Consider the following 20,304-nt stretch of genomic DNA (forward strand, 5'->3'; position numbering starts at 1 on the left):
CGGCAGCGTCAGATGGTGGCGAGCCGCTTGGTCAGCAGCTTTTCGGTGACCTGGAACGTCCGCTCGTTGTCGACATCGATGGCGCAGTGCCCGTGGCTCATCTCGATCGGCACCATTGCAAAGCCGAACCGGCGCGAAACCTGCGCGAAGAGTTTTTCCTTGGTGCCCCAGCCGAGGAAGAAGCGGATCAGGTTGATCACGCCGAAGGCCTTGGCGATGCGCTTCGGGAATTTCACGAACTGCCCGCCGCCGCGCATGATCTCGGCCGCGGCGAGCGCCTGCGGACTGCCAATCCAGTAAGCGTTGCAGTTCGAATAGCCGCCGTCGGAAAATTCGTAGAACTTCTTCTGCCCTTCGGGATCGGCGGCCTGCACGTCTTCCTTGTGCGCCAATGCCGCGGCGGCGCCCGCACCGCTGGCGATCGCCTTATCGGCAAATTCGGTGAAATCCTCGGGCAACCACAGGCAATTGTCGGCGGTGGTGATGAGGATCGGATAATCCGCGCCCTCGGCCCCGGCGAAGACGCTGTCGACGAGGTTGAACGCGCCGGGCTTGAACACCAGCCGGCCTTCGGCCTGCAGCTTGGCGATCGAGGGAATGGCGGCAATTTCGTCGGCTTCATGCGCCACGACACGGATTTCGCCGATGCGCGGGCTCGCGGCGACATTCATCACCACGCGTTCGATCATCGGCATGCCGCCAACGGGAACGACGCATTTCTGGGCCACATTGGCGCGCTCGGCGAGCGGATCGAGCACGCCCGAACGCTTGCCCGCCATGATCAGCGCGGTGACCTTGCCATTGTTATCGTGTGTCATGGCCGCGCAAATAGGACCGAACGGCGCGGTTGTCACTGTTGGCCGGTTAAGGCACGGGGATGGCGTGCGAATTATCTTCTCTCGCAAGGGGTTCGACAGCGCCTCGGGCGGCGGACCGTCGCCGATCGTGGGCGGGCGGCCGGTCAGCTTGCCGATCCCCGCGGGCACCGCCTCGCGTACCACCTATGGCGATCTCGGGCTGGGCGAATTGGCAGCGCGGGCCAGCCGCGGACGTGTCGACGCAAAGACATTGTGCCACCACGACCCGATGTTCCTCGCCGATGGCACCTGCCTGTTCGGCCAGTGCGGCGCGGCGCAGACGCATCTGGCGAACCGTGGCGTGGGACTGGGGGATGTGTTCCTGTTCTTCGGCCTGTTCCGCGCCGAAGGCGGCGATCTCCACCACCGGATTTTCGGCTATCTCGAAGTGGCCGAGATTACCGATCTTGCGCGCGGAGCACCCGATTGCCTGGTCGAGCGCGGCCATCCGCATGCGCTGGCGCTCCATGCCGCGAATGACGTGATTTACGCGGGCCCCGGCGTGGAAGCGCGGCACGCCAGCGATGCGCTGCGGCTCACGGTCCCCGAGGGACCGCCATCCTTATGGAACCGCCCCGCGTGGCTCAAACACGGCGGGCTGAGCTATCACGACCGCACCGACCGCTGGCTGCGCGGCGGGCGTCTGAAAAGCGTGGCGCGCGGGCAGGAATTCGTTGCCGATATCGGCCGCCGCACGGCCCCGCGCGAATGGCTCGCGCGGGTGATCGAGGACCTCAAAGCGTCTTGATGATCGCCGAGAAGTCGAGCCCGCCGTTGTCCTCGGCGAATTGCTCGTAAAGCTCCTTTGCTTGGCGACCGAGCGGGGTCGAGGCATCGGCGGTCTCGGCCGCTTCCATCGCCAGCTTGAGATCCTTGAGCATCAGTCCGGTGGCGAAGCCGCCCTGGTAGTCCTTGTCCGCCGGGCTTTCGATGCCGACGCCGGGCAGGGGGGTGTAAGCATTGAGCGACCAGCAATAGCCCGAGGACTGCGAACTGATCTCGTAGAACTTTTGCGGATCGAGCCCGAGCTTCTCGGCCATTTTCATCGCCTCGGCAGTGCCGATCATCGAGATGGCGAGCAGCATGTTGTTGCAGATCTTGGCGGTCTGCCCCGCGCCGGCATCGCCTGCGTGGATCACTGCCTTGCCCATCGCGTTCAGCACCTCTTCGGCGCGCTTGAACGCTTTCTCGGTGCCGCCGACCATGAAGGTCAGCGTTCCGCCATTCGCCGCCGCAATGCCGCCCGAAACCGGCGCGTCGACCATGTCGTAACCGGCGGCCTCGGCTCTGGCGATGACTTCCTTGGCAGTGGCGACGTCGATGGTCGAGCAATCGAGTAGCACCGCACCGGCGGGTGCCTTGCCGATGACGCTGTCTTGATAAACCGACTTCACGATGGCGCCATTGGGCAGCATCGAAACCACTGCGTCGACGCCCTGAACGGCTTCGGCGGCATCGGTGAAGGGCGTGCAACCATTGTCCTTAGCCGCGGCAAGCGCTTCCTCGCTGAGGTCGAAGGCGTTCACGGCATGCCCCGCCTTGACGAGGTTGGCGGCCATCCCGCCACCCATATTGCCGAGGCCGATAAAGGCGATTTTCATGGTGTATCCTCTCGCAAATTGCTGCGCCCGGGCGACACTCGGGCGACAAAGGCGACAGTGTGTCGCCCCAATCCAACATCGCAAGATGCTGAACTCTCGTGTATTTTTGGGCCGAAGGCGACAGCCTTGCCGATATGACGCCCCCCGGCCCAGGTGGCGGCGGCCCAGCCGGAAACGGGCTTAACAGTTTTGCGGCGGCGTAGGAAAGCGGTGCATTCGCACCAATGGCTTACCGCCCCTTCCACTTGCCTTCGCGCTTCTCGACGAAGGCGGCCATGCCTTCGGCCTTGTCCTCGCTCGCGGCGAGGATCTGGAAGATGCGGCGTTCGATGATCAGGCCCTGGTCGAGGCTGGTCTCGAAAGCGGCATTGACCATTTCCTTGTTCGCGATTGCGGCCATCGGCGGCATGCTGGCAATCTGCGCGGCGGTCTTCAGCGCTTCGTCGAGCAGCGTGTCATGCGGCACGACGCGCGCGACCAGATTGCTGCGCTCGGCTTCCGCGGCATCCATCATCCGGCCCGTCAGGCACATTTCCATCGCCTTGGACTTGCCCACTGCCTTGGTCAGGCGCTGCGATCCGCCCATGCCCGGCGCAACGCCCAGCTTGATTTCGGGCTGGCCGAACTTGGCGTTTTCCGAAGCGATGATGAAGTCGGCCATCATCGCCAGCTCGCAGCCGCCGCCCAGCGCGAAGCCGTTGACCGCGGCGATCCAGGGCTTGCGCGTCTTCTTCACGATCTCGCTGGTCCACGGACTGAAGAAATCCTCGAGATAGAAATCCGCAGCGGCCTTCTCGCTCATTTCCTTGATGTCCGCGCCCGCGGCAAAAGCCTTGTCGCCCGATCCGGTCAGCACCGCGCAGAGCTGGCTGCTATCGGCCTGATAAGCGGCGAACGCTTCGGTCAATTCCTTCAGGATCGTGCTGTTGAGTGCGTTGAGCGCTTGGGGGCGGTTGAGCGTGATCAGCGTCACTGCATCGCGCTGTTCGACGGTGATGGTTTCGTAAGCCAAGGTTCTCTCCACGTCGCTCCTGCGAGAGCAGGAGCCTAGATGACTAACAGGCCGCGCGGAACAACCGCGGCGGCGTATGGGCCTCTGCCTGCGCAGGGGCGACGAATCTTAGTTGCCGAGCGGCGTCCATTCCTCGCCCTGGGGCAGCGGGGCGAAGATGCTGTCGATCAGTTCCTCGCTTACGCCTTCGGGGGTTGCCGGGTTCCATTGGGGATCGCCGGTCTTGTCGACGATCACCGCGCGCACGCCCTCGGCAAAGTCGGGCCGGGTCAGCACGCGGCTGGCGATGCGGTATTCCATGCGCATGTTGTCGGCAAAGCTGCCGAGCTTGGCGCTGTCCGCCAACTGGCGCAGTGCGACCTTGCAGGTCTGCGGGCTCTTGCTGCGCAGCGTGGCGAGCTCCTTTGCCGCCCAGTCGCTATCGTCTGCCTCGAGGCTGGCGAGGATGTCCTCGTAGCGATCCGAGGCGAAGTGCTTCTTGATCAGCGCGGCATTCTCTTCCAGCCGCGCGGCCGGCGGGGTGATCGATAGTTCGGACAGGATACCGCCGATCCGATCGGGATGCTCGATAATGCGCGCCTTGGCTTCGGCGAGTTTCTCGGCGGGCAGGTAATGCGTGGCGATACCCGCCCAGACGCATTCGGCGCCGTCGAGCCGCGCACCGGTCAGCGCGAGGAACTGGCCGAGCCGCCCGCCCAGCCGCGAGAGGTGCCAGCCGCCGCCCACGTCGGGGAACAGGCCGATCCCGCTTTCGGGCATGGCGAAGCGCGTGTTCTCGGTCGCGACGCGATACTCGCAGGGCAGCGCAATGCCCACGCCGCCGCCCATGGTGATCCCGTCCATGAAGGCCACGATGGGCTTGTCATATTCGAACATCTGGTGGTTGAGCTGGTATTCGTCGTGGAAGAACTCGCGCCCGCTTTTACCGCCGTCGTTAAGCGCGGAATGGCGCAGCAGGTTGATGTCGCCACCCGCGCAGAAGCCGCGGCCTTCGGCATGGTCGAGAATAACGGCCTCGACCGTATCGTCGCCAGCCCAATCGGCCAGCGCCGCGCTCATCGCGTGGCACATGTCCAGCGTCAGCGCGTGGAGCGCCTTGGGGCGGTTGAGCGAGAGGTGGCCGGTGCGGCCATGGGTGTGGATGTTCACTTCGTCGGTCATGCGGCTTTCTCGTATTCGATCAGGTCCCAGCGATTGCCGAAAGGGTCGTTAAATACGGCGACAGTGCCGTAGCTCTCGCGGCGCGGGCTTTCTTCGAAAGAAATGCCCGCGTCGCTCAGTTTGCGGTGGGTTGCGGCGAAGTCGTCCGTCTGGAGAAACAGGCCGACCCGGCCGCCGAACTGGTTGCCGATGGCGGCGCGCTGCTCGTCGCCCTTGGCCTTGGCAAGCAGGATGCGTCCACCCGTCTTGCCGCCGACGACGAGCCAGCGTTTGCCATCGCCAAGATCGCTGTCCTCGATCAGGTCGAAATCGAGCACCTGGGTGAAGAAGGCCGCGGCTTCGTCGTAATCGGGGATGACCAGCGCCACCAGTGCAAGGCCGGTCGCGCTCACTGGCGCAGCATTTCCCGGCCCACGATCATGCGCATGACCTGATTGGTGCCTTCGAGGATCGAATGGACGCGCAGATCGCGCCAGAAACGTTCGATGGGGTATTCTTTCAGATAGCCATAACCGCCGAACAGCTGCAGCGCATTGTTGACGACATTGCTGCCGCTGTCGGTCGCCAGCCGCTTAGCCATGGCGGAGAACTTGCTCTTGTCGGGCGCATTGTCGGTGACCTTCGCAGCCGCCAGATAAAGCAGCGCGCGCGCCGCTTCCAATTCGGTCGCCATGTCGGCGAGCATGAACTGCGTGTTCTGGAAATCGGCAATCGCCTGGCCGAACTGCTGGCGTTCCTTGGTATAATTCACCGCCTCGTCGAGACAGCGCTGCGCCCCGCCGAGCGAACAGGCGCCGATGTTCAAGCGCCCGCCGTCGAGTCCCATCATGGCATAGCGGAAGCCGTCGCCTTCGGGGCCGACGCGGTTGGCCACCGGCACCCGCGCATCCTCGAAGATCAACTGCGCGGTCGGGCTGGCATTCCAGCCGAGCTTCTTTTCCGGCTTGCCGAAGGACACGCCGGGCGTGTCCTTGTCGATCACCAGGCAGGTGACGCCCTTGGTCTTGTGCTCGCCCGTGCGGACCATGGTGACATAGACATCGTTGAAGCCCGCACCCGAAATGAACTGCTTGGTCCCGTTGAGGACGTAGTGGTCGCCGTCGAGCCTGGCGCTGGTCTTGAGCCCCGCGGCGTCCGAACCGCTGCCGGGTTCGGTCAGCGCATAGCTGGCGACCTTCTCCATCGTGACGAGGTCGGGCAGGTACCGCGCCTTCAGTTCCTCGCCGCCGAAGCGGTCGATCATCCAGGCGGCCATGTTGTGGATCGAAATGAACGAGCTGGTCGCGGGGCAGCCATAGGCCATGGCTTCCATGATCAGCGCCGCTTCGAGCCGGCCCAAGCCGATGCCGCCCGCTTCCTCGGACACGTAGATCGCGCCAAAGCCCAGCTCGGCGCTTTGCTTGATCACGTCGATGGGGAAATGCGCCGTCTGGTCCCATTCGCCCGCATGCGGGGTGATGTTGTCGGCGGTGAAGCGCTGCGCCACTTCCTGGATCGCGAGCTGCTCTTCGGTAAGCTGGAATTGTCCTGTCATGTCGAGTGACCTAGCGGTGGTGAGGGGGCGTGAAAAGGGCTGCGGCAGTCAGCCTTCGATGATTGCTTCGGCCTCGATTTCGACTTTCCATTCCGGTCGGCATAGCCATGCCACACCTGCCATCGTTGCGGTGGGCGGGGCCTCGCCAAAGAAGCGGGCATGGACTTCGCCGACCGCTTCCTGGTCGGCCGGATCGGTCAATAGCATCCGCGTGCGCACGACATCTTTCGCGCTGCCGCCCAGTTCCTCGATCGCGCGCAGGATGAGCACGAAACAGCGTTCGGCCTCGGCCGCGGCGCCGCCCTGGGTGGAACTGCCGTCATCTTCGATCGGTCCGGTCCCGGCGACGAGGATGCGATTGCCGTCACGCACTGCGCGGGCGAAGCCGAACTGCGTTTCGAAAGGCGAGCCGGTGAAGGCGCGGCGGCGCGTCATCCGCAGGTAATCTTGGTGATCAGCTGCGCTTCGTCATAGCGTACGTTCACGCGATCGGTGCGGTAATCCATCGTCCACGCCGAATTGGGCGGGCCCCAGCGCAGTACTTCGGCGCCGCTGTCCGCCAGGATTGCGGCACCCGCTTCCTCGGTCGCTTCACGGCCGACATGCACCCGCGCCGAAGCTGCGTCGCAGACCCTGACCATGGCATCGCGGGGCGGTTCCGAGGGTGCAGGTGCGGGTTCGGTATAGCCGGCGCAAGCTGCCAGCGGCAGGGCAAGCGCGGTAAGGATCAGGATACGCATGGTAACACTCCCTATTCACATTTCTTGAGCGGCATCGGTTCGAACTGCTCTTCACCGACAGGCATGGAAGTGAGCGTGCGTCCACCTTCCGTCAGCGTGAAGCGGCGTGCCATCTCCCATGTTTCGCCTTCGCCTTCCATTGCCAGCGAAACGACGATGTCCTGCGGGCTGCCGACTTCGATCCGCGTCACATCGCCATGCGATTCGTAGAACTGCATGGTCTCAGGGCCGATATCGACACGCATGTCGGATGCCGGGTCGCAGCTTCCCTCGACATAGTCCCATACGCCGCGGAACGCAGCGGGGATTGTCTCGGCGACCACCGGTTCGGGCGATCCGGCCCCGTCGCCAATCCCGCCATCGGGTTCGACCGGCATCATCGTTTCGGCAGGTTCTGGCTCGGCCGCGTTGTCGGACGCGCCCGAACAGGCGGCAAGCAGGATGACCAGCGACAAGGTGGCGGGGAACAGTGTGCGTTTCATCGTCTCTCTCCAGATTTGCGTGCCGCGGCGTTTATCCCATCGTCGGAATAACGAAGGCGTTCGATCCATCGCCGCCGCCATCGGGCCAGCGCTGGGTGACCTTCTTGGCCTTGGTCCAGAACTTCAGGCCTTCCTGGCCATACTGGTCGGTGTCGCCGAAGCCCGAACGTTTCCACCCGCCGAAGCTGTGATAGCTGACCGGCACGGGAATCGGAACGTTGATCCCGACCATGCCGACATTGACACGGTGCGCGAATTCGCGCGCCGCATGGCCGTTGCGCGTGAAGATCGCGACGCCATTGCCATACTGGTGTTCGCTCGGCAGCCGGACGGCGTCCTCGAAATCCTTGGCGCGCACGATCTGGAGGACCGGGCCGAAGATTTCCTCGCGGTAGCTTTCCATGTCGGTGGTGACGCGGTCGAGCAGCGTCGGGCCGACGAAAAAGCCTTTCTCGTGGCCCTGCAGGGTGAAACCGCGTCCGTCGATGACCACCTCGGCACCTTCCTGTTCGGCAGTGTCGATCCACTGTTCTACCCGCGCCTTGTGCTCGGGTGTGACGACCGGGCCGTAATGCGCGTCGGGATCGGTCGAGACGCCGATGCGCAGCGCATTGATCGCAGGGATCAGCTTCTCGCGCAGCCTGTCCGCCGTGTCCTCGCCAACGGGCACGACCACCGGCAGCGCCATGCAGCGTTCACCCGCGGACCCGAAGGCAGCCCCGGCGAGATCGCCCACCACCTGGTCGAGATCGGCATCGGGCATGACGATGCCGTGGTTCTTCGCGCCGCCCATGGCCTGCACACGCTTGCCCGCAGCGACACCGCGCTTGTAGACGTAATGCGCGATATCGCTCGACCCGACGAAGCTGACCGCGGCGATGTCCTCGTGATCGAGGATCGCATCGACCATTTCCTTATCGCCGTGGACGACCTGCAGCAGCCCCTCGGGCGCGCCGGCCTCGACGAACAGTTCGGCCAGCCGGATCGGCACGCTGGGATCGCGTTCGGACGGCTTGAGGATGAAGGCATTGCCCGCCGCGATCGCCATGCCGAACATCCACATCGGGATCATCGCGGGGAAGTTGAACGGGGTGATGCCCGCCCCGATGCCGAGCGGCTGGCGCATCGAATAAACGTCGATGCCGGGACCCGCGCCTTGCGAATATTCGCCCTTGAGCGCCTGCGGGATGCCGCAGGCATATTCGATCACTTCGAGCCCGCGCTGCACATCGCCGTGCGCATCGTCGACGACCTTGCCGTGCTCGCTGGCAAGCAGCTCGGCCAGTTCCTGCTTGTTGGCTTCGACCAGCCGTTTGAATTCGAACATCACCCGCGCGCGGCGCTGCGGGTTGGTCGCCGCCCATTCGGGCTGGACCTTCCTGGCGGCGGCGACCGCGCGGTCGAGCAAGGCGGCGTCGCCCAGCGGAACCTCGGCCTGGACTTCGCCCGTCGAGGGGTTCCAGATCTTGTGGGTGCGGGCCGTGGGAGCGCTCGCTCCGCCGGCGATGAAATGGTCAAGCTGACGCATGAAAGTTCCTCTCTTTTCTTTGCAACGGCCCATACGCGCGCAAGGTCCGAAAGCAACCGGTATCGGGTGAAACCTTTGCCGCGCGCGGCTAGCCGACGGCCGCCATCATCTGCGCGCACAGGATCGCGCCATAGGTCCCCAGCGCATAGCCCAGCACGGCCAATAGTACGCCGACCGGGGCCAGCGCGGGATGGAACGCCGCCGCCACCACCGGCGCCGAGGCCGCGCCGCCGATATTGGCCTTGCTGCCCACCGCGACGAAGAAGAACGGCGCCTTGATGAGCTTGGCGACCGCGAGCAGCAGGATGACGTGGAACAGCATCCAGATGAAGCCGATCGCCATGAAGGCGGGCGCATCGGCGATCTTGGTCACATCCATCCGCGTGCCGATCACCGCCACCAGCAGGAAGATGAACAGAACGCCGAACTTGCTGGCGCCAATACCTTCGAGCTTGCGGGCGCGGGTGAAGCTGGCGGCCAGCCCCGCGGTGGTGGCGATCACCACGACCCAGAAGAATTCGCTCGCCAGCGTGGCGTCCTCGCCCTGCGCCGCGGCGAACCAGCCGCCCAGCCAGCCGCCGAGCAGATGCGCGAGACCGACGATGGCGAAGGTCACCCCGAACAGCAGGACATAGTCATTGGCCTTGGCGACGCGTTCGATGCTGGCGGTGTAATCGGCCATCGTGTCTCGCAGCCGGGCGATCGACGAACTGTCCGCGCCCAGCCATTTGTCGACGCGTTCATGCGCGCCCGCGCCATAGAGCAGGAAGACCATCCAGATTTCCGCCACGATGATGTCGACCGCCAGCAGCGCGGCGAAGCCTTCGAGCGGATAGCCATATACTTCGAGCATGGCGGTCTGGTTGGCACCGCCGCCGATCCAGCTTCCTGCCAGCGTCGCCAGCCCGCGCCAGGCGGCGGTGTCGCCCGCACCGATGATCGAAGGTTCGAACTGCGCCACGATCCACAGCGCCAGCGGCCCGCCCAGCACGATGCCGACCGTCGCGGTCAGGAACATGACGATCGCCTTGTTGCCGAGACCGAGGATACCCTTGATGTCGATCGACAGCGTCATCAGGAACAGCGCGGCGGGAAGGAAATAGTCCTTCGCCACCGGCCACAGATTGCTCTCGGATACGTCGATCAGCCCGAAGGTCGTCATCAGGCTGGGGACGAGATAGCAGACCAGGATGATCGGTACGAAAACGTAGAACCGCTGCCATCCGGGCCGGTCGCGCGTCGCAAATACGAAGCCCAGAACCAGGGCCAGAAGCCCGAAGATAATCCTGTCGTCACTGATCATGGGTGTCGCGGCCTGTCCTTCAGATATGCGTTTGCGCGCGGCCTAGCGCGGCGGCGGGGGAAAGCCAATCGGGGCGCCGGGATCGTGCCCGACTGCACCGCATTCCCGAACGCTCGCCCCTCGTTAGCGCAAGCTAACGCATGTCAGTCTCGGATCAACGAGCGCGCAAGCGCGTTTGGCCGGTAGTGATATGCGCGTCCGACCGGGCGCGCGGTCGCATACGTGGGGTTTGCGCAGCGCGCCGATCCTGCGGCCTTCTGTTGGGTTTATCGCGAGGTTTCCAGTGTTCACGCAACTCAATCCGCCGCTTCCGGTGCTGGTAACCGACAAGGGTGCGGGGCTGGCTTTTGCGGTGATCGACTACGGGGTCGAGCACAATCTGATCTGGGTCACCGCGCTCGACGGGTCGGGCGAGATCTGGTGCGCGCCCAATCCCAAGGTACGCCTGCAGGCAAACTGGTCGATGGGCCGCACGAAAGACACCAGCCTGCAATTTGTGCCCGAGGGGGTGTCGTCGCAATGAAGCCCGGCGTTCTGGCGGTCGACGATAGCGTCGCCCGCGACATCGAAGCGCAGTTTCGTGCGCATATCGCCGATACGGCGTTCCCCTGCGTCGGCGCGAAATCGGCGCAGGCGCGCGACCTGCTCGACGTGCTCGTCGCGCACGACATGCGCAGCGGGTGGGACGATCTGCGGATCCACGACCGGCTCATCGAATGGGCCGAGCAATATCGCAACGACCCCGCAGGGCTGCGCAGCATGGCGGTGGTGTTCGAACAACCCGGTTCGCTCGACGAGAACGAATATGAAAACCTGCTGTGGGAACGGCTCCAGTCCTTTGCTGAAAAGGACAATTGGCTCGGCCAGAGCTACGATCCCAGCGTCAGCCCCGACCCCACCGATCCGCATTTCTCGCTCAGCTTCGGCGGCGAAGCCTATTTCGTCGTCGGCCTGCACCCGCATGCCTCGCGCCCGGCGCGGCGCTTTGCCTATCCGACGATGGTCTTCAACCTGCACAACCAGTTCGAGGCGTTGCGTGAGGACGGGCGGTACGAACGCATGCGCGAGGCGATCCTTGATCGCGACCGCACGCTGGCGGGCGATATCAATCCCATGCTCGCCCGCCACGGCGAAAGCAGCGAAGCGCGCCAATATAGCGGCCGGGCCGTCGACGACGACTGGACCTGCCCGTTTCGCGATCCCCGATTGGAGAAGCAATGAACCGCATAGAACCACGCAGCGGCGTGGCGTTCGAACTGCCCAAAGGCGCGCAGCTCACCGTCTGCGATCCCGAAGGCAGCCAGGTATCCGACCTGCTGGCCTATAATGCGCAGGATGTCCGCGAAGTCATCTCCAACGGGCGCACCTTCGATTACGAAGAGACGATCCGGCTGGGCCGCGGGCACCGCCTGTGGTCGAACCGGTCGAACCCGATGCTGTCGATCACGTCGGACACGGTCAAACGGCACGATTTCCTGCTGACGCCGTGTTCGGAAGACACCTTCAAGCACTTCTATCCCGACAAGCCGCTCCATCGCGGCTGCTTCGGCAATCTGGTCGAGGCGCTGGAGCCGTATGGCATCGGGCCGGACGATATTCCGACCGCGTTCAACCTGTTCATGAATGTCCCCGTCGATGGCGACAGCGGTGTCCTGACGGTCAAGCCGCCGCTGAGCGAGCCGGGCGATACGATCGTAATGCGGGCCGAGATGGATTTGATCATCGGCCTGACCGCCTGTTCGGCCTACGATTCCAACGGCGGGTCGTTCAGGCCGATCGACTATCAGGTGAGCACGAGTGGCTGAGGCGCTGAACCTCTGGTCCGGCTGGGCCAGAATGCTCGAAATCGCCGGCAATGCCTTTCTCTTCTATGTCCTGATCATCATCATGGTTCGCGTGGTCGGCAAACGCACGACCAGCGAACTCAACAATTTCGACTGGATCATCAATGTCGCGGTCGGCAGCTTGGCGGCCAGCGGTATCCTGCTGCGCAATGTCGCCACGCTCGATGCGGTCACCGCGATCATCGTGCTGGCCGCCTGCCAGTATCTGACCACAAAAATGGTCCAGAAGAGCGGGACCGCCGCCGATGTGGTCAAGGCGGAGCCGACCCTGTTGACGCATAAGGGCGACTATCTGCGTGACGCGATGGAACGTACGCGGATTTCGGAGGAAGAGATCAAGACCGCGCTGCGGCAAAGCGGTATCACGGCCAATGCCGATGCCAATTGGGTAGTGCTGGAAACCAATGGCGAGCTGTCGGTGATCCCGCGCCAGGACGTTCGCTGGGGCGAGGCCGACGCGCTGTCGGGTGTTCACTGCCCGGACGATCTCGAAGACTAGTCCCAGTCTTCCTTCACCTTCAGCGGCCCGTCGCCATAGAGGTAGTCGGGGTCGAACTGCGCATAGCGCTTCAGCGCGGCCCAATCATTGGTGTACAGGTCGCCGCGCCGGATTTCGGCGATACCCAGCTCGCGTAACTTGCCCACCGCGCGGTTGGCGTGGATCGCGCTCACCCCGCACATATCGGCCATGTCGAACTGGGTGAAAGGCGTCCGCAGCGCGCGCGTTACGCCGCGCCCGACCAGCTCCAGCCGCGTGTGTAATTCGGCATAGAGATGCGCGATCCGCTGCGGCGCATCGAGCTGTTCGAGCGTCTGGATCCACTTGCGGTGTATCGCCGCGTCGAGCAGCGTGGCGAACCACATCGCGCGCGCCACGCCCGGCCGGTCGCGCATCACCTTGCGCAGCGTCTCGTGGCTGACCGAACCGACTTTTACCTTGCCCGCCGCGTCGATATTGTGATCGAGCCGCTTGAGCGCGAAGGCATGCAGATCGACGAAATCGCCCGGGACATGGACGCCGGTGATATAGCGCTTCTTCTCGCTCTCGATCGTGCGGAAGATATAGCCGTCGATCAGGATCATGCTGCGGTCGGTCTTCACGCCGCGAGCGAGCAGGCGCGCGCCGTCATCGTGCTCATCGACCGCCTCCACGAGCCCTTCGATATATTGCAGATCGTCGAGACTGAGATTCTGCCGCAGGCGACCCGCGAGGAAGTTGCCGGTCAGCGGGAAACTTGCCGTTCCCAAGAGTTCGGTGGTCCCGTTCATCGGGCGCCGTAAAGCAACTTGTGCAAACAGCGTCTATTAACGGATGTTAGCTTTCTGTTCTTTTTGTGCCGGGCGATCATTTTTCGTCCGATCGGCAAGTCAGCAAGTGCTCGGTCGTCTCTTGTATTCTCCGCAAGGGGTGCGTGCAGTGCGGGGTGAAATCGGACACTTTTCCGCCGGGGAGATAGCCCCAGGTTTGCAGCCGCTTGGCCAGGTCGCCGCTTGCGCGGTGCGCGGTGCGATAGTCGGCATTGCCATCGCGCAATTCGATGCCCGGGTCGTGATCCTCGAGATCGAGAAATGCGAACAGCGCCTGCCGCGTTACATCGGGGCGGGCGACGAGATCCTCGTAGCGGATGACCAGTGAGGCATGCAGGTATGGCAGGTCCGCGGCAACGATATCATAGGCATCGAGCGCATAGCGGATGAGCGTATCGGGCTCGTCATCGACCCATTTGGCCAGCGCTGCCGCCATTATTTCGGGGTGGCGCAGGATCACGATGAATTGCGAGGTGGGAAACAGCTGCTGGTACAAGCGCATGCGGGTCAGGTTCACCGGCGATTTTTCAAGCCACCATGGTTTGGCCCGGTCCAGCCACTGCGACCAGTCCGACAGCATGCGCTGCTGCGTCTCCAGCGTATTCCAGCGCGATGCCTCGGTATGATGCTGGTGCGGATCGGTCGCATAATGCCCCGGTCGGCCATCGCGCGCGGTATGCGGGATACCGCCCTGCAGATAGCAGCCTTCGTTCTCGGGGACCGGCGCGCCTTCGATCCCGCCGACCGCCGGATGCGCGCCGAGAATGCGTGCCAGCAGGCTTGTCCCGGTGCGATGCAGCCCGGCGACGAACACGAACCGGTTGTGGCGGTGGCTCAAGCGAATTCGCGCAGCGACAGCGCGCCGTCGCCGTAGAGGTAATCTGGGTTGAAGCCGGCGTAGGCCTCGAGCCTTTCGCGATCGGCAATCCGTACCTTGCCGCGCTGGAAATCGGCCAGGCCGTTCTTCCTCAGGTCGGCCAGTGCGCGGTTGGTATGGATCGAGGTCGCGCCGCACATATCGGCAATGTCGCTCTGCCGCAGCGGAGTTTCGAAGCCATCGGCATAGCCAAGGCCGACCATTTCGAGCCGCCGCCAGATCTCGGCGAAGATATGCGCAATGCGCTTGGGCGCGGTCAGTTGCTCGAGCTTCATGATCCATTCGCGGTGCATCGCCGCGTCGAGCAGGGTCGAGAACCAGAACAGGCGCGCCAGATGCGGGCGGTTCGCCATTACGTCGGCGATCGCCGCATGCGGCACCTGACCAAGCTTCACCGAACCCACGCAATCGATGTTGTGATCGAGCCGCTTGAGCGCAAAACAGTGCAGGTCGACGAAATCTCCCGGCACATGGAAGCTCACGCCATAGCGCCGGTCCTCGCTTTCCAGCGTGCGCAGGATGAAGCCGTCGATCAGCAGCGTGGAGCAATCGCATACATCGCCGCGCGCGATCAGCCGCTCGCCATCTTCCAGCGTCAGGGTCCGCGAGACCAAACCTTCGAGTTCGGACTTCTCGGCATCGGTCATGTCGTGCCGCAAGCGCCCGGTCAGGAACCGTCCGGTCATGGGATAGCGGTCCAGCTCGTCGGTGAGCGCCATCATTTCCTCCTGTCGAGAGAATGCAATGCGATGCCGGCCGTTCCGGTAGCACACTGTATAAATGTTAGCTTTGCGGAGCGGCGGCAGATGGCGCGTTTGCCTGACATGTCTCGCAATTGCCTGATCCGCCCATGAAAATCGCGGTCCTCGCCCATATCCGCCATGCCATCGCCGAACCCTTCGGGGGCGGGATGGAGGCGCATTGCGACATGCTGTGCCGCGGGCTTCGCGCGGCGGGTCACGAGGTCGATCTCTTCGCCGCCGAAGGATCGCATGACGAGAACCTCGTGCCGATCTGCGCCGCGCCCTATGACGAGGTGCTGCCATGGCGCGTTTATCGCGGGACCAGCGAACTCGCCGCCTATCAGCGCGCCGCTTTCGAACGCGTGTTGCTCAAGATCGGCGGCGGCGGGTATGATGTGGTCCACAACAACTCGCTCTTTCCCGAAATCATCGCCTGGTGCGCGCAAGCGGGTATCCCCTGCGTCACCTCGCAGCACGTGCCGCCCTTCGGCACGATGTTCGATGCGGTGGAAGCGGCACGTGCGCAGCCGCACATCGGCTTCACTGTGACCTCGCATGACCAGCAATCGCTATGGGCCGATCGCGGCTGCCCTGGTCTCGATGTGATCTCCAACGGTATCGATACCGACCGCTGGGTGCCGGCGGGCGAGCCGGGCGACTATTTGACATGGGTGGGCCGTATCGTCCCCGACAAGGGGCTGGCCGAGGCGATCCAGGCGGCGCGCAAGGTGCGGGCCCGGTTGAAGATCTTCGGACCGGTCGAGGATGCCGCGTATTTTACTGCGAAGGTCGAACCCTTCCTGTCCGAGGGCATCGAGTTCCACGGGCACCGCTCGACTGAAAGGCTACGTCAGGAGGTCGCGCAGGCCCGGGGCGCGTTGGTCACGCCCCTGTGGGACGAACCGTTCGGTCTGGTGGCAGCGGAAGCGCTGTCCTGCGGCACGCCCGTCGCCGGGTTCAATCGCGGGGCGCTGTCCGAAGTGGTCGGCGACTGCGGCATCCTGGTCAAAGGCGGCGATGTCGGCGCGCTGGCGCACGCCATCCGCCGACTTGACTCGATCGACCGAACCGCGTGCCGCGAGCGGGCGACGAGCATGCTCTCGATCGAGGCGATGATCGCGGGGTACGAGCGGTGCTACGCCAAGGTCATCGCCGGGGCGCGGCTCGCTTCCTTGCCGCGGCTTGCCTGGGCCTCGAGCTGTTCGAGCACCACCGAACTGCTCGCATAGGGCTGGTGTTCCTGTTGCCGGGTGAGCGCGAAATGCGCCTCGCCCGGTTCGCGCAGCTTGATCCAGCCGCCGCGTCCGTCGGGCTCGATCAGCCCCATCAGGCGGAACGCACGCAGCCAGTGCTGCATCGTCGGTTCGCCCCATTTCTCCGCAAAGATCTGTGCATTGGCGACGACGCTGTCGAGATGGTGCACCGGCGGCATGTGGTGCTTATGATACTGGTGATAGGCCTTCGCCCCGCGCGCCCACCACAGCGGGACGTCATGCGCCGCAATGGTGCGCCCGAAATCGGTATCCTCGCCGCCATAGCCGACATAGCGCGGATCGAACCCGCCCAGTTCTTGGAAGGTCTTGGTCCGAAGCGCAAAATTGAGCGACCAGAAGCAGCGGTAATCGCCGCAATGGCCGACCATCCCGCGCGGTGGTCCGGCCCGGTCGGAATGCTTGACCGCCAACCGTTCGAACTTCGTATAGTCGATACCGTCCTCGGTCGCGCCCTGCGGAAGATAGCCGACTTCGCCCATCAGCACGCCTTCATTGAAGGCAGAGGCGGCGGCATAATCCTCGATCAATCCCGGCGCGGGGATGCAGTCGACATCGAGGAAGACCAGCAATTCGCCGCGCGCATGTTCGGCGGCGGTGTTCCTCGCTTCCGCGAGGCAAATGTCCCCGCTGCCGAGCAACACCTGCCGGATCGGGAAGCTGGTGCTGGGTAGCTCGTAACGGTGGTCCTGCATGACCGCGATCACCAGTTCGCAAGGCGGGCGGCGCGAATGGTTCAGTCCGCTGACCAGATTGCGCAGATGGTCTTCGCGTCCATGCGCGAGCGTGCATACCGAAATCGTCATGCCACGACCTCCAGCGCGGGCTTGCTGTCCATTCCCTGCCACAGCTCGGTCGCGAGCGTGTCCAGCCATGCCGCGGCCGCTTCGGCCGGGTGTGGTTCGATGATCGCCCGCTGCTGTTCGACATCGATCAGCGCCGCGGCCGACCACAGCCGCTGCCACGCGGCGGGGTGCGAAGGCCAGTGGCGCGACACCGCCGCCAGCCCTTCGCGATCGAGCACTTCGGCCTTGCAGAACTGCTCGTCGAAATAGCGCCATTCGGGAATGACTACCCATGGCTTGCCCGCCGCCAGCACCATGTGCACGGTAGTATTTCCGCAGGACGAAACCACGCGATCCGCTGCGGCGATCCAGTCGCGCGGATTCTCGACCCAGCCGCGATGGTCGAGATTGCCCGGCGGGGTCTCGTGCCATTCGCTGCGGACCTTGCCGATGGTGATCCAGCGGGCCTCGGGTTCGGCGCGCGCGCCCAGCGTCAGCGGGGTCGACGGAGTGCCTTCACCACCGCCGCCGGCAATGACCAGCACGATTTCGTCTTCCCCGCCCAGTCCGAGTTTGCGCCGCGCTTCGCGCTTGGTGGGAAACTGCGTGCAGTCGATCCCCACGCCCGAGGCATAATGCGTCTTCCGGCGCAGATAGGCCGGGCGGTCATGCTGTTCGATCTGCTCCGAATAGGGGGCGAGCAGGCCGACCGCGCTATCATAGGCGGCGAGATGCCCCGGATCGCCGCGTTCGCCATGCTGGAGCACCGCGACATGCGGCACCGAACACAGCCGCGCCAACTGGCCAAGTTCGGCGGAGACATCGGTTACGAAGAGGCTGGGTCGTGCCTGCGCGAACCACCCCGAAATCGTTGCGAACGCATCGGTGATCGTTGGCCAGCCGAGCGGGGCGCAATGAACCGTCTCGGGCATCGGAAGCGCGGCCATGGCAGGCGCTTCCCGTCCGGTCGGCTCGAACAGCGAGGGGATCGTGCGGATTTCGATCCGCTCGTCGAGCGCCGGGAAGATGTCGTCCCGTGCGCAGAACAGCGTCACGCCGCGCGACCCGATCAATTCATTGGCGATCGCCGCCGCGCGCTCGGCATGGCCGCGCCCCTGGTGGTGGACGAAATAGCCGATGGGGCCGGTCATGCTCATGCTGGAATCCTTGTATCCTGGCGCTCGCGAAGCCGCTGCGCGCGGTGCTGCGCGAGGATGCCCTCGAGCGTGCCGGAGGCGTGGCTACGCCGCGCCAGATAGACATTGGGACGCCTTGCCAATGCGGCGATCTCCGCCGCGTGATTGCCGACCATGATCGCGTTCTGGCAGGCGGTCAGCATATCCTCGTCATTGCCGCTGTCGCCGGCCGCGAAGACCTGTTCGACCGGCACATCGAACATGCGTGCGACATGCCCCATCGCCGCTGCCTTGCCAGCCATGGGCGGCAGGACGTCGAGCAGGCGGTCGTGGCTGAATACGACGCGCGCCGGGATGCCATGGCTGCGCAGCCGATCCTCGACCTGCGCCGCCAAATCGGGCGAGCTGGCGAAATAGCTGCGCTTGAAGGGGCGTTGCTCGTAGCTCGCCTGCGGGATCAGTCCCGGCAGGTCGCCCAGCGCCTCGTCGATGGCAGTGGGGTGCCATTCATAGCTGATGCCATCGGCATAATCGGTATCCAGCACCAACGTGCCGCCGCGCTCGACATAGATCTCGGTCCCGACCGAAGTGATCCAGGCGCGCGGGTCGGGCAGCTTCCAGTCACGCACCAGTCGGCGCGCTTCGACGATCGAGCGACCGGTGGCGATCACAAAACCGAACTGCGCCTGCCGCTGGAAGAACTGGCCGATGCGCAGCGCACCGCGGTCGCAGCCGGTGAGCGTGTTGTCGAGATCGCTGACCAACAGGTGAGCAGGCCGCGGACGCAACGGGGTGGCGGGCGCGGTGACCTGCCTGGCAATCGCCATGAAGCCGCCCGCATAGGCATCCCAATTGACCCCCCGGCTGTTGGCCTGCGCATTATGCGAGCATGTGTCCCACAGTCGGCGATCGGTGACCAATTGCTCGATCGCCTGGCTTATTTCGCTCTCGCTCCCCGGGTCGACCAGCAAGCCATGCTCGAGTTCGCCGACGATATCCTGCGGGCCGCCGATCTTGGTGGCGACGACGGGAACGCCATGCGCGGCGGCCTCGACCAGTGTCAGGCCGTAGGGCTCCATCAGCGCGGGATTGACGAACACGCCGCGCGTCCGGGCGGCGAGGGTATAGAGCTCCTTCACCTGCTGGCGCGTGTGCGACTTGGGATAGGCGACGCTGCCGTAGAGATCATGGCGGTCGACCGCATCGATGAGACCGCGCAGCACATCCTGCTGCTCCGCTTCGCCCGATTGCAGATCGTCGCGCAGCCCGGCGAGGACGACCAGATTGCATTGCTCGCGCAGCGTAGCCGACTTGCCGAAGGCTTCGACGAGCCGGACGAGATTCTTCTTGTGGACGGGGCGGGCAATCGCCAGCAGCACCGGCTTCATCGGTTCGCGCAGGAAGGGGGAGATCAGTTCGATCGCCGAAGAGATTTCGCTGCCCGCGGAACTGCGGTCGATACCCGGGATGAGGCGATGGATCTTGCCGATCCGGGACGAAGGATAGGCCGCCAGCTGCCGTTCGCATTCGTCGCGTGACGAGCCGATGATGGCGCGCGCACCCGCAATCGCCCGATCCTCTTCCGCGATCCGCGCATCGAGCGGGGCGCTCGGCGCATCCATCGCGAGGCGCTTGTCCATGCCGAGCGAATGCGCGGTGTAAATGAAGGGAATGCCCAGCGCGTCTTCGACCTTGCGCGCCACATCCGCTGCATCGGCAAAATGCGCATGTATCAGGTCGGGGAGCCGCTCGCGCTGTTTGAGCTCCGCGATCAGCGCCTCGGTAAAGGCGGCGCGGTCGGCGCTCAGCGCCTCCTTGGCCAGATAGCGCCGATTGCCGCTGTCGATCCGCCGTACCACCAGCTTGGGGCCAAGCCATTCCTCGGCCTCGGCATGGATCGCGCCGAGCCGCGGATCGTCGAACCGCCGCGTAATGATTTCTGTCATTTCCACATCGCCGCGCCGGGCAAGCGCTTCCATCTCGCCCAGGATATAGGTGATGTGCCCCCCCGTATCTTCGGTGATCCCGTACCGGACCGGCTCGCCTTTCAGGCAGCCGCCGAGTGCGAGCGATACGATATGCAAAACTGGTCCCCTTGATTGGCTTCGCCCAGCTAACGGGC

The 20,304-nt window shown here is 64.5% G+C and carries 23 protein-coding genes; 6 read left to right on the top strand and 17 right to left on the bottom strand.

Translation table 11 applies throughout. From position 1 onward, the window contains the following. Nucleotides 1–8 precede the first annotated feature (8 nt). Nucleotides 9–818 carry an NTP transferase domain-containing protein gene (locus N6L26_RS00005; RefSeq protein ID WP_263606025.1) on the bottom strand — a complete coding sequence of 270 codons (810 nt, stop codon included), beginning with the start codon at nt 816–818 and terminating at the stop codon, nt 9–11. Nucleotides 819–882: 64 nt separating this feature from the next. Between N6L26_RS00005 and N6L26_RS00010 the strand changes: the two genes are divergently transcribed. Then, nucleotides 883–1,605 carry a hypothetical protein gene (locus N6L26_RS00010; protein WP_263606026.1) on the top strand — a complete coding sequence of 241 codons (723 nt, stop codon included), beginning with the start codon at nt 883–885 and terminating at the stop codon, nt 1,603–1,605. Here the strand turns inward: N6L26_RS00010 and mmsB are convergent. From mmsB to N6L26_RS00060, 10 genes are all read right to left on the bottom strand, one after another. Next, nucleotides 1,592–2,458, bottom strand: a complete 867-nt coding sequence (gene mmsB / locus N6L26_RS00015; protein WP_263606027.1) for a 3-hydroxyisobutyrate dehydrogenase — start codon at nt 2,456–2,458, stop codon at nt 1,592–1,594. The genes N6L26_RS00010 and mmsB overlap by 14 nt on opposite strands. A 229-nt stretch (nt 2,459–2,687) precedes the next feature. After that, complete coding sequence (locus tag N6L26_RS00020; RefSeq protein WP_263606028.1) at nt 2,688–3,470, bottom strand: enoyl-CoA hydratase-related protein; 783 nt, start codon at nt 3,468–3,470, stop codon at nt 2,688–2,690. Between the two features lie 108 nt (nt 3,471–3,578). Next, nucleotides 3,579–4,631 (bottom strand): enoyl-CoA hydratase/isomerase family protein, encoded by a 1,053-nt coding sequence (locus tag N6L26_RS00025; protein WP_263606029.1) that lies wholly within the window; start codon nt 4,629–4,631, stop codon nt 3,579–3,581. Next, nucleotides 4,628–5,023, bottom strand: a complete 396-nt coding sequence (locus N6L26_RS00030) for a VOC family protein (protein ID WP_263606030.1) — start codon at nt 5,021–5,023, stop codon at nt 4,628–4,630. Before N6L26_RS00030 ends, N6L26_RS00025 begins: the two co-directional genes overlap by 4 nt. Beyond that, entirely contained in the window at nt 5,020–6,165 is a 1,146-nt protein-coding gene (locus N6L26_RS00035) for an acyl-CoA dehydrogenase family protein (RefSeq protein WP_263606031.1), read from the bottom strand. The genes N6L26_RS00030 and N6L26_RS00035 overlap by 4 nt, the downstream gene beginning before the upstream one ends. A gap of 48 nt (nt 6,166–6,213) precedes the next feature. Continuing rightward, the gene (locus tag N6L26_RS00040) at nt 6,214–6,600 is read right to left on the bottom strand and encodes a RidA family protein (protein WP_263606032.1); all 387 of its coding nucleotides are present in this window, start codon (nt 6,598–6,600) and stop codon (nt 6,214–6,216) included. Beyond that, nucleotides 6,597–6,905 (bottom strand): I78 family peptidase inhibitor, encoded by a 309-nt coding sequence (locus tag N6L26_RS00045; protein WP_263606033.1) that lies wholly within the window; start codon nt 6,903–6,905, stop codon nt 6,597–6,599. The genes N6L26_RS00040 and N6L26_RS00045 overlap by 4 nt, the downstream gene beginning before the upstream one ends. Before the next feature lie 11 nt (nt 6,906–6,916). After that, a complete protein-coding gene (locus N6L26_RS00050; RefSeq protein WP_263606034.1) occupies nt 6,917–7,387 on the bottom strand; it encodes a hypothetical protein in 471 nt (156 codons plus the stop codon). Nucleotides 7,388–7,418: 31 nt separating this feature from the next. After that, nucleotides 7,419–8,915, bottom strand: coding sequence for a CoA-acylating methylmalonate-semialdehyde dehydrogenase (locus N6L26_RS00055; protein ID WP_263606035.1), 1,497 nt, complete (start codon nt 8,913–8,915; stop codon nt 7,419–7,421). Between the two features lie 88 nt (nt 8,916–9,003). Further along, entirely contained in the window at nt 9,004–10,218 is a 1,215-nt protein-coding gene (locus N6L26_RS00060; protein ID WP_263606036.1) for a DUF819 domain-containing protein, read from the bottom strand. A gap of 283 nt (nt 10,219–10,501) precedes the next feature. Between N6L26_RS00060 and N6L26_RS00065 the strand changes: the two genes are divergently transcribed. From N6L26_RS00065 to N6L26_RS00080, 4 genes are read left to right on the top strand one after another with little or no spacing between them, the layout of a single operon-like run. Then, nucleotides 10,502–10,741, top strand: coding sequence for a hypothetical protein (locus N6L26_RS00065; RefSeq protein WP_253519439.1), 240 nt, complete (start codon nt 10,502–10,504; stop codon nt 10,739–10,741). Then, complete coding sequence (gene gntA / locus N6L26_RS00070) at nt 10,738–11,439, top strand: guanitoxin biosynthesis heme-dependent pre-guanitoxin N-hydroxylase GntA (protein ID WP_263606037.1); 702 nt, start codon at nt 10,738–10,740, stop codon at nt 11,437–11,439. Before N6L26_RS00065 ends, gntA begins: the two co-directional genes overlap by 4 nt. Beyond that, a complete protein-coding gene (locus N6L26_RS00075) occupies nt 11,436–12,023 on the top strand; it encodes an urea carboxylase-associated family protein (protein WP_263606038.1) in 588 nt (195 codons plus the stop codon). Before gntA ends, N6L26_RS00075 begins: the two co-directional genes overlap by 4 nt. Beyond that, entirely contained in the window at nt 12,016–12,561 is a 546-nt protein-coding gene (locus N6L26_RS00080) for a DUF421 domain-containing protein (RefSeq protein ID WP_263606039.1), read from the top strand. Before N6L26_RS00075 ends, N6L26_RS00080 begins: the two co-directional genes overlap by 8 nt. Here the strand turns inward: N6L26_RS00080 and N6L26_RS00085 are convergent. The 3 genes from N6L26_RS00085 to N6L26_RS00095 all read right to left on the bottom strand — a co-directional run bounded on the left by N6L26_RS00085 (nt 12,558) and on the right by N6L26_RS00095 (nt 14,966). Then, on the bottom strand, nt 12,558–13,331 hold the full coding sequence (locus N6L26_RS00085) for a Crp/Fnr family transcriptional regulator (protein WP_263606040.1): 774 nt from the start codon (nt 13,329–13,331) through the stop codon (nt 12,558–12,560). The genes N6L26_RS00080 and N6L26_RS00085 overlap by 4 nt on opposite strands. 76 nt (nt 13,332–13,407) lie before the next feature. Beyond that, nucleotides 13,408–14,208: a sulfotransferase family protein gene (locus tag N6L26_RS00090; protein WP_263606041.1), complete on the bottom strand. Its 801-nt coding sequence runs from the start codon at nt 14,206–14,208 to the stop codon at nt 13,408–13,410. Next, nucleotides 14,205–14,966 carry a Crp/Fnr family transcriptional regulator gene (locus tag N6L26_RS00095; RefSeq protein ID WP_263606042.1) on the bottom strand — a complete coding sequence of 254 codons (762 nt, stop codon included), beginning with the start codon at nt 14,964–14,966 and terminating at the stop codon, nt 14,205–14,207. Before N6L26_RS00095 ends, N6L26_RS00090 begins: the two co-directional genes overlap by 4 nt. Nucleotides 14,967–15,097: 131 nt before the next feature. Between N6L26_RS00095 and N6L26_RS00100 the strand changes: the two genes are divergently transcribed. Further along, nucleotides 15,098–16,219 (top strand): glycosyltransferase family 4 protein, encoded by a 1,122-nt coding sequence (locus tag N6L26_RS00100; RefSeq protein WP_263606043.1) that lies wholly within the window; start codon nt 15,098–15,100, stop codon nt 16,217–16,219. On the opposite strand, the gene N6L26_RS00105 is transcribed toward N6L26_RS00100, so the two are convergent. From N6L26_RS00105 to N6L26_RS00115, 3 genes are read right to left on the bottom strand one after another with little or no spacing between them, the layout of a single operon-like run. Beyond that, nucleotides 16,126–17,067 carry a glycosyltransferase family 2 protein gene (locus N6L26_RS00105; protein WP_263606044.1) on the bottom strand — a complete coding sequence of 314 codons (942 nt, stop codon included), beginning with the start codon at nt 17,065–17,067 and terminating at the stop codon, nt 16,126–16,128. The two genes, N6L26_RS00100 and N6L26_RS00105, sit on opposite strands and share 94 nt — an antisense overlap. Then, nucleotides 17,064–18,203: a hypothetical protein gene (locus tag N6L26_RS00110; protein ID WP_263606045.1), complete on the bottom strand. Its 1,140-nt coding sequence runs from the start codon at nt 18,201–18,203 to the stop codon at nt 17,064–17,066. Before N6L26_RS00110 ends, N6L26_RS00105 begins: the two co-directional genes overlap by 4 nt. Continuing rightward, the gene (locus N6L26_RS00115; RefSeq protein WP_263606046.1) at nt 18,200–20,266 is read right to left on the bottom strand and encodes an HAD-IIB family hydrolase; all 2,067 of its coding nucleotides are present in this window, start codon (nt 20,264–20,266) and stop codon (nt 18,200–18,202) included. Before N6L26_RS00115 ends, N6L26_RS00110 begins: the two co-directional genes overlap by 4 nt. Between the last annotated feature and the right edge of the window lie 38 nt (nt 20,267–20,304).

The organism is Qipengyuania sp. SS22 (genome assembly GCF_025736935.1).
In the GTDB taxonomy this organism is placed as follows: Bacteria; Pseudomonadota; Alphaproteobacteria; order Sphingomonadales; family Sphingomonadaceae; genus Qipengyuania.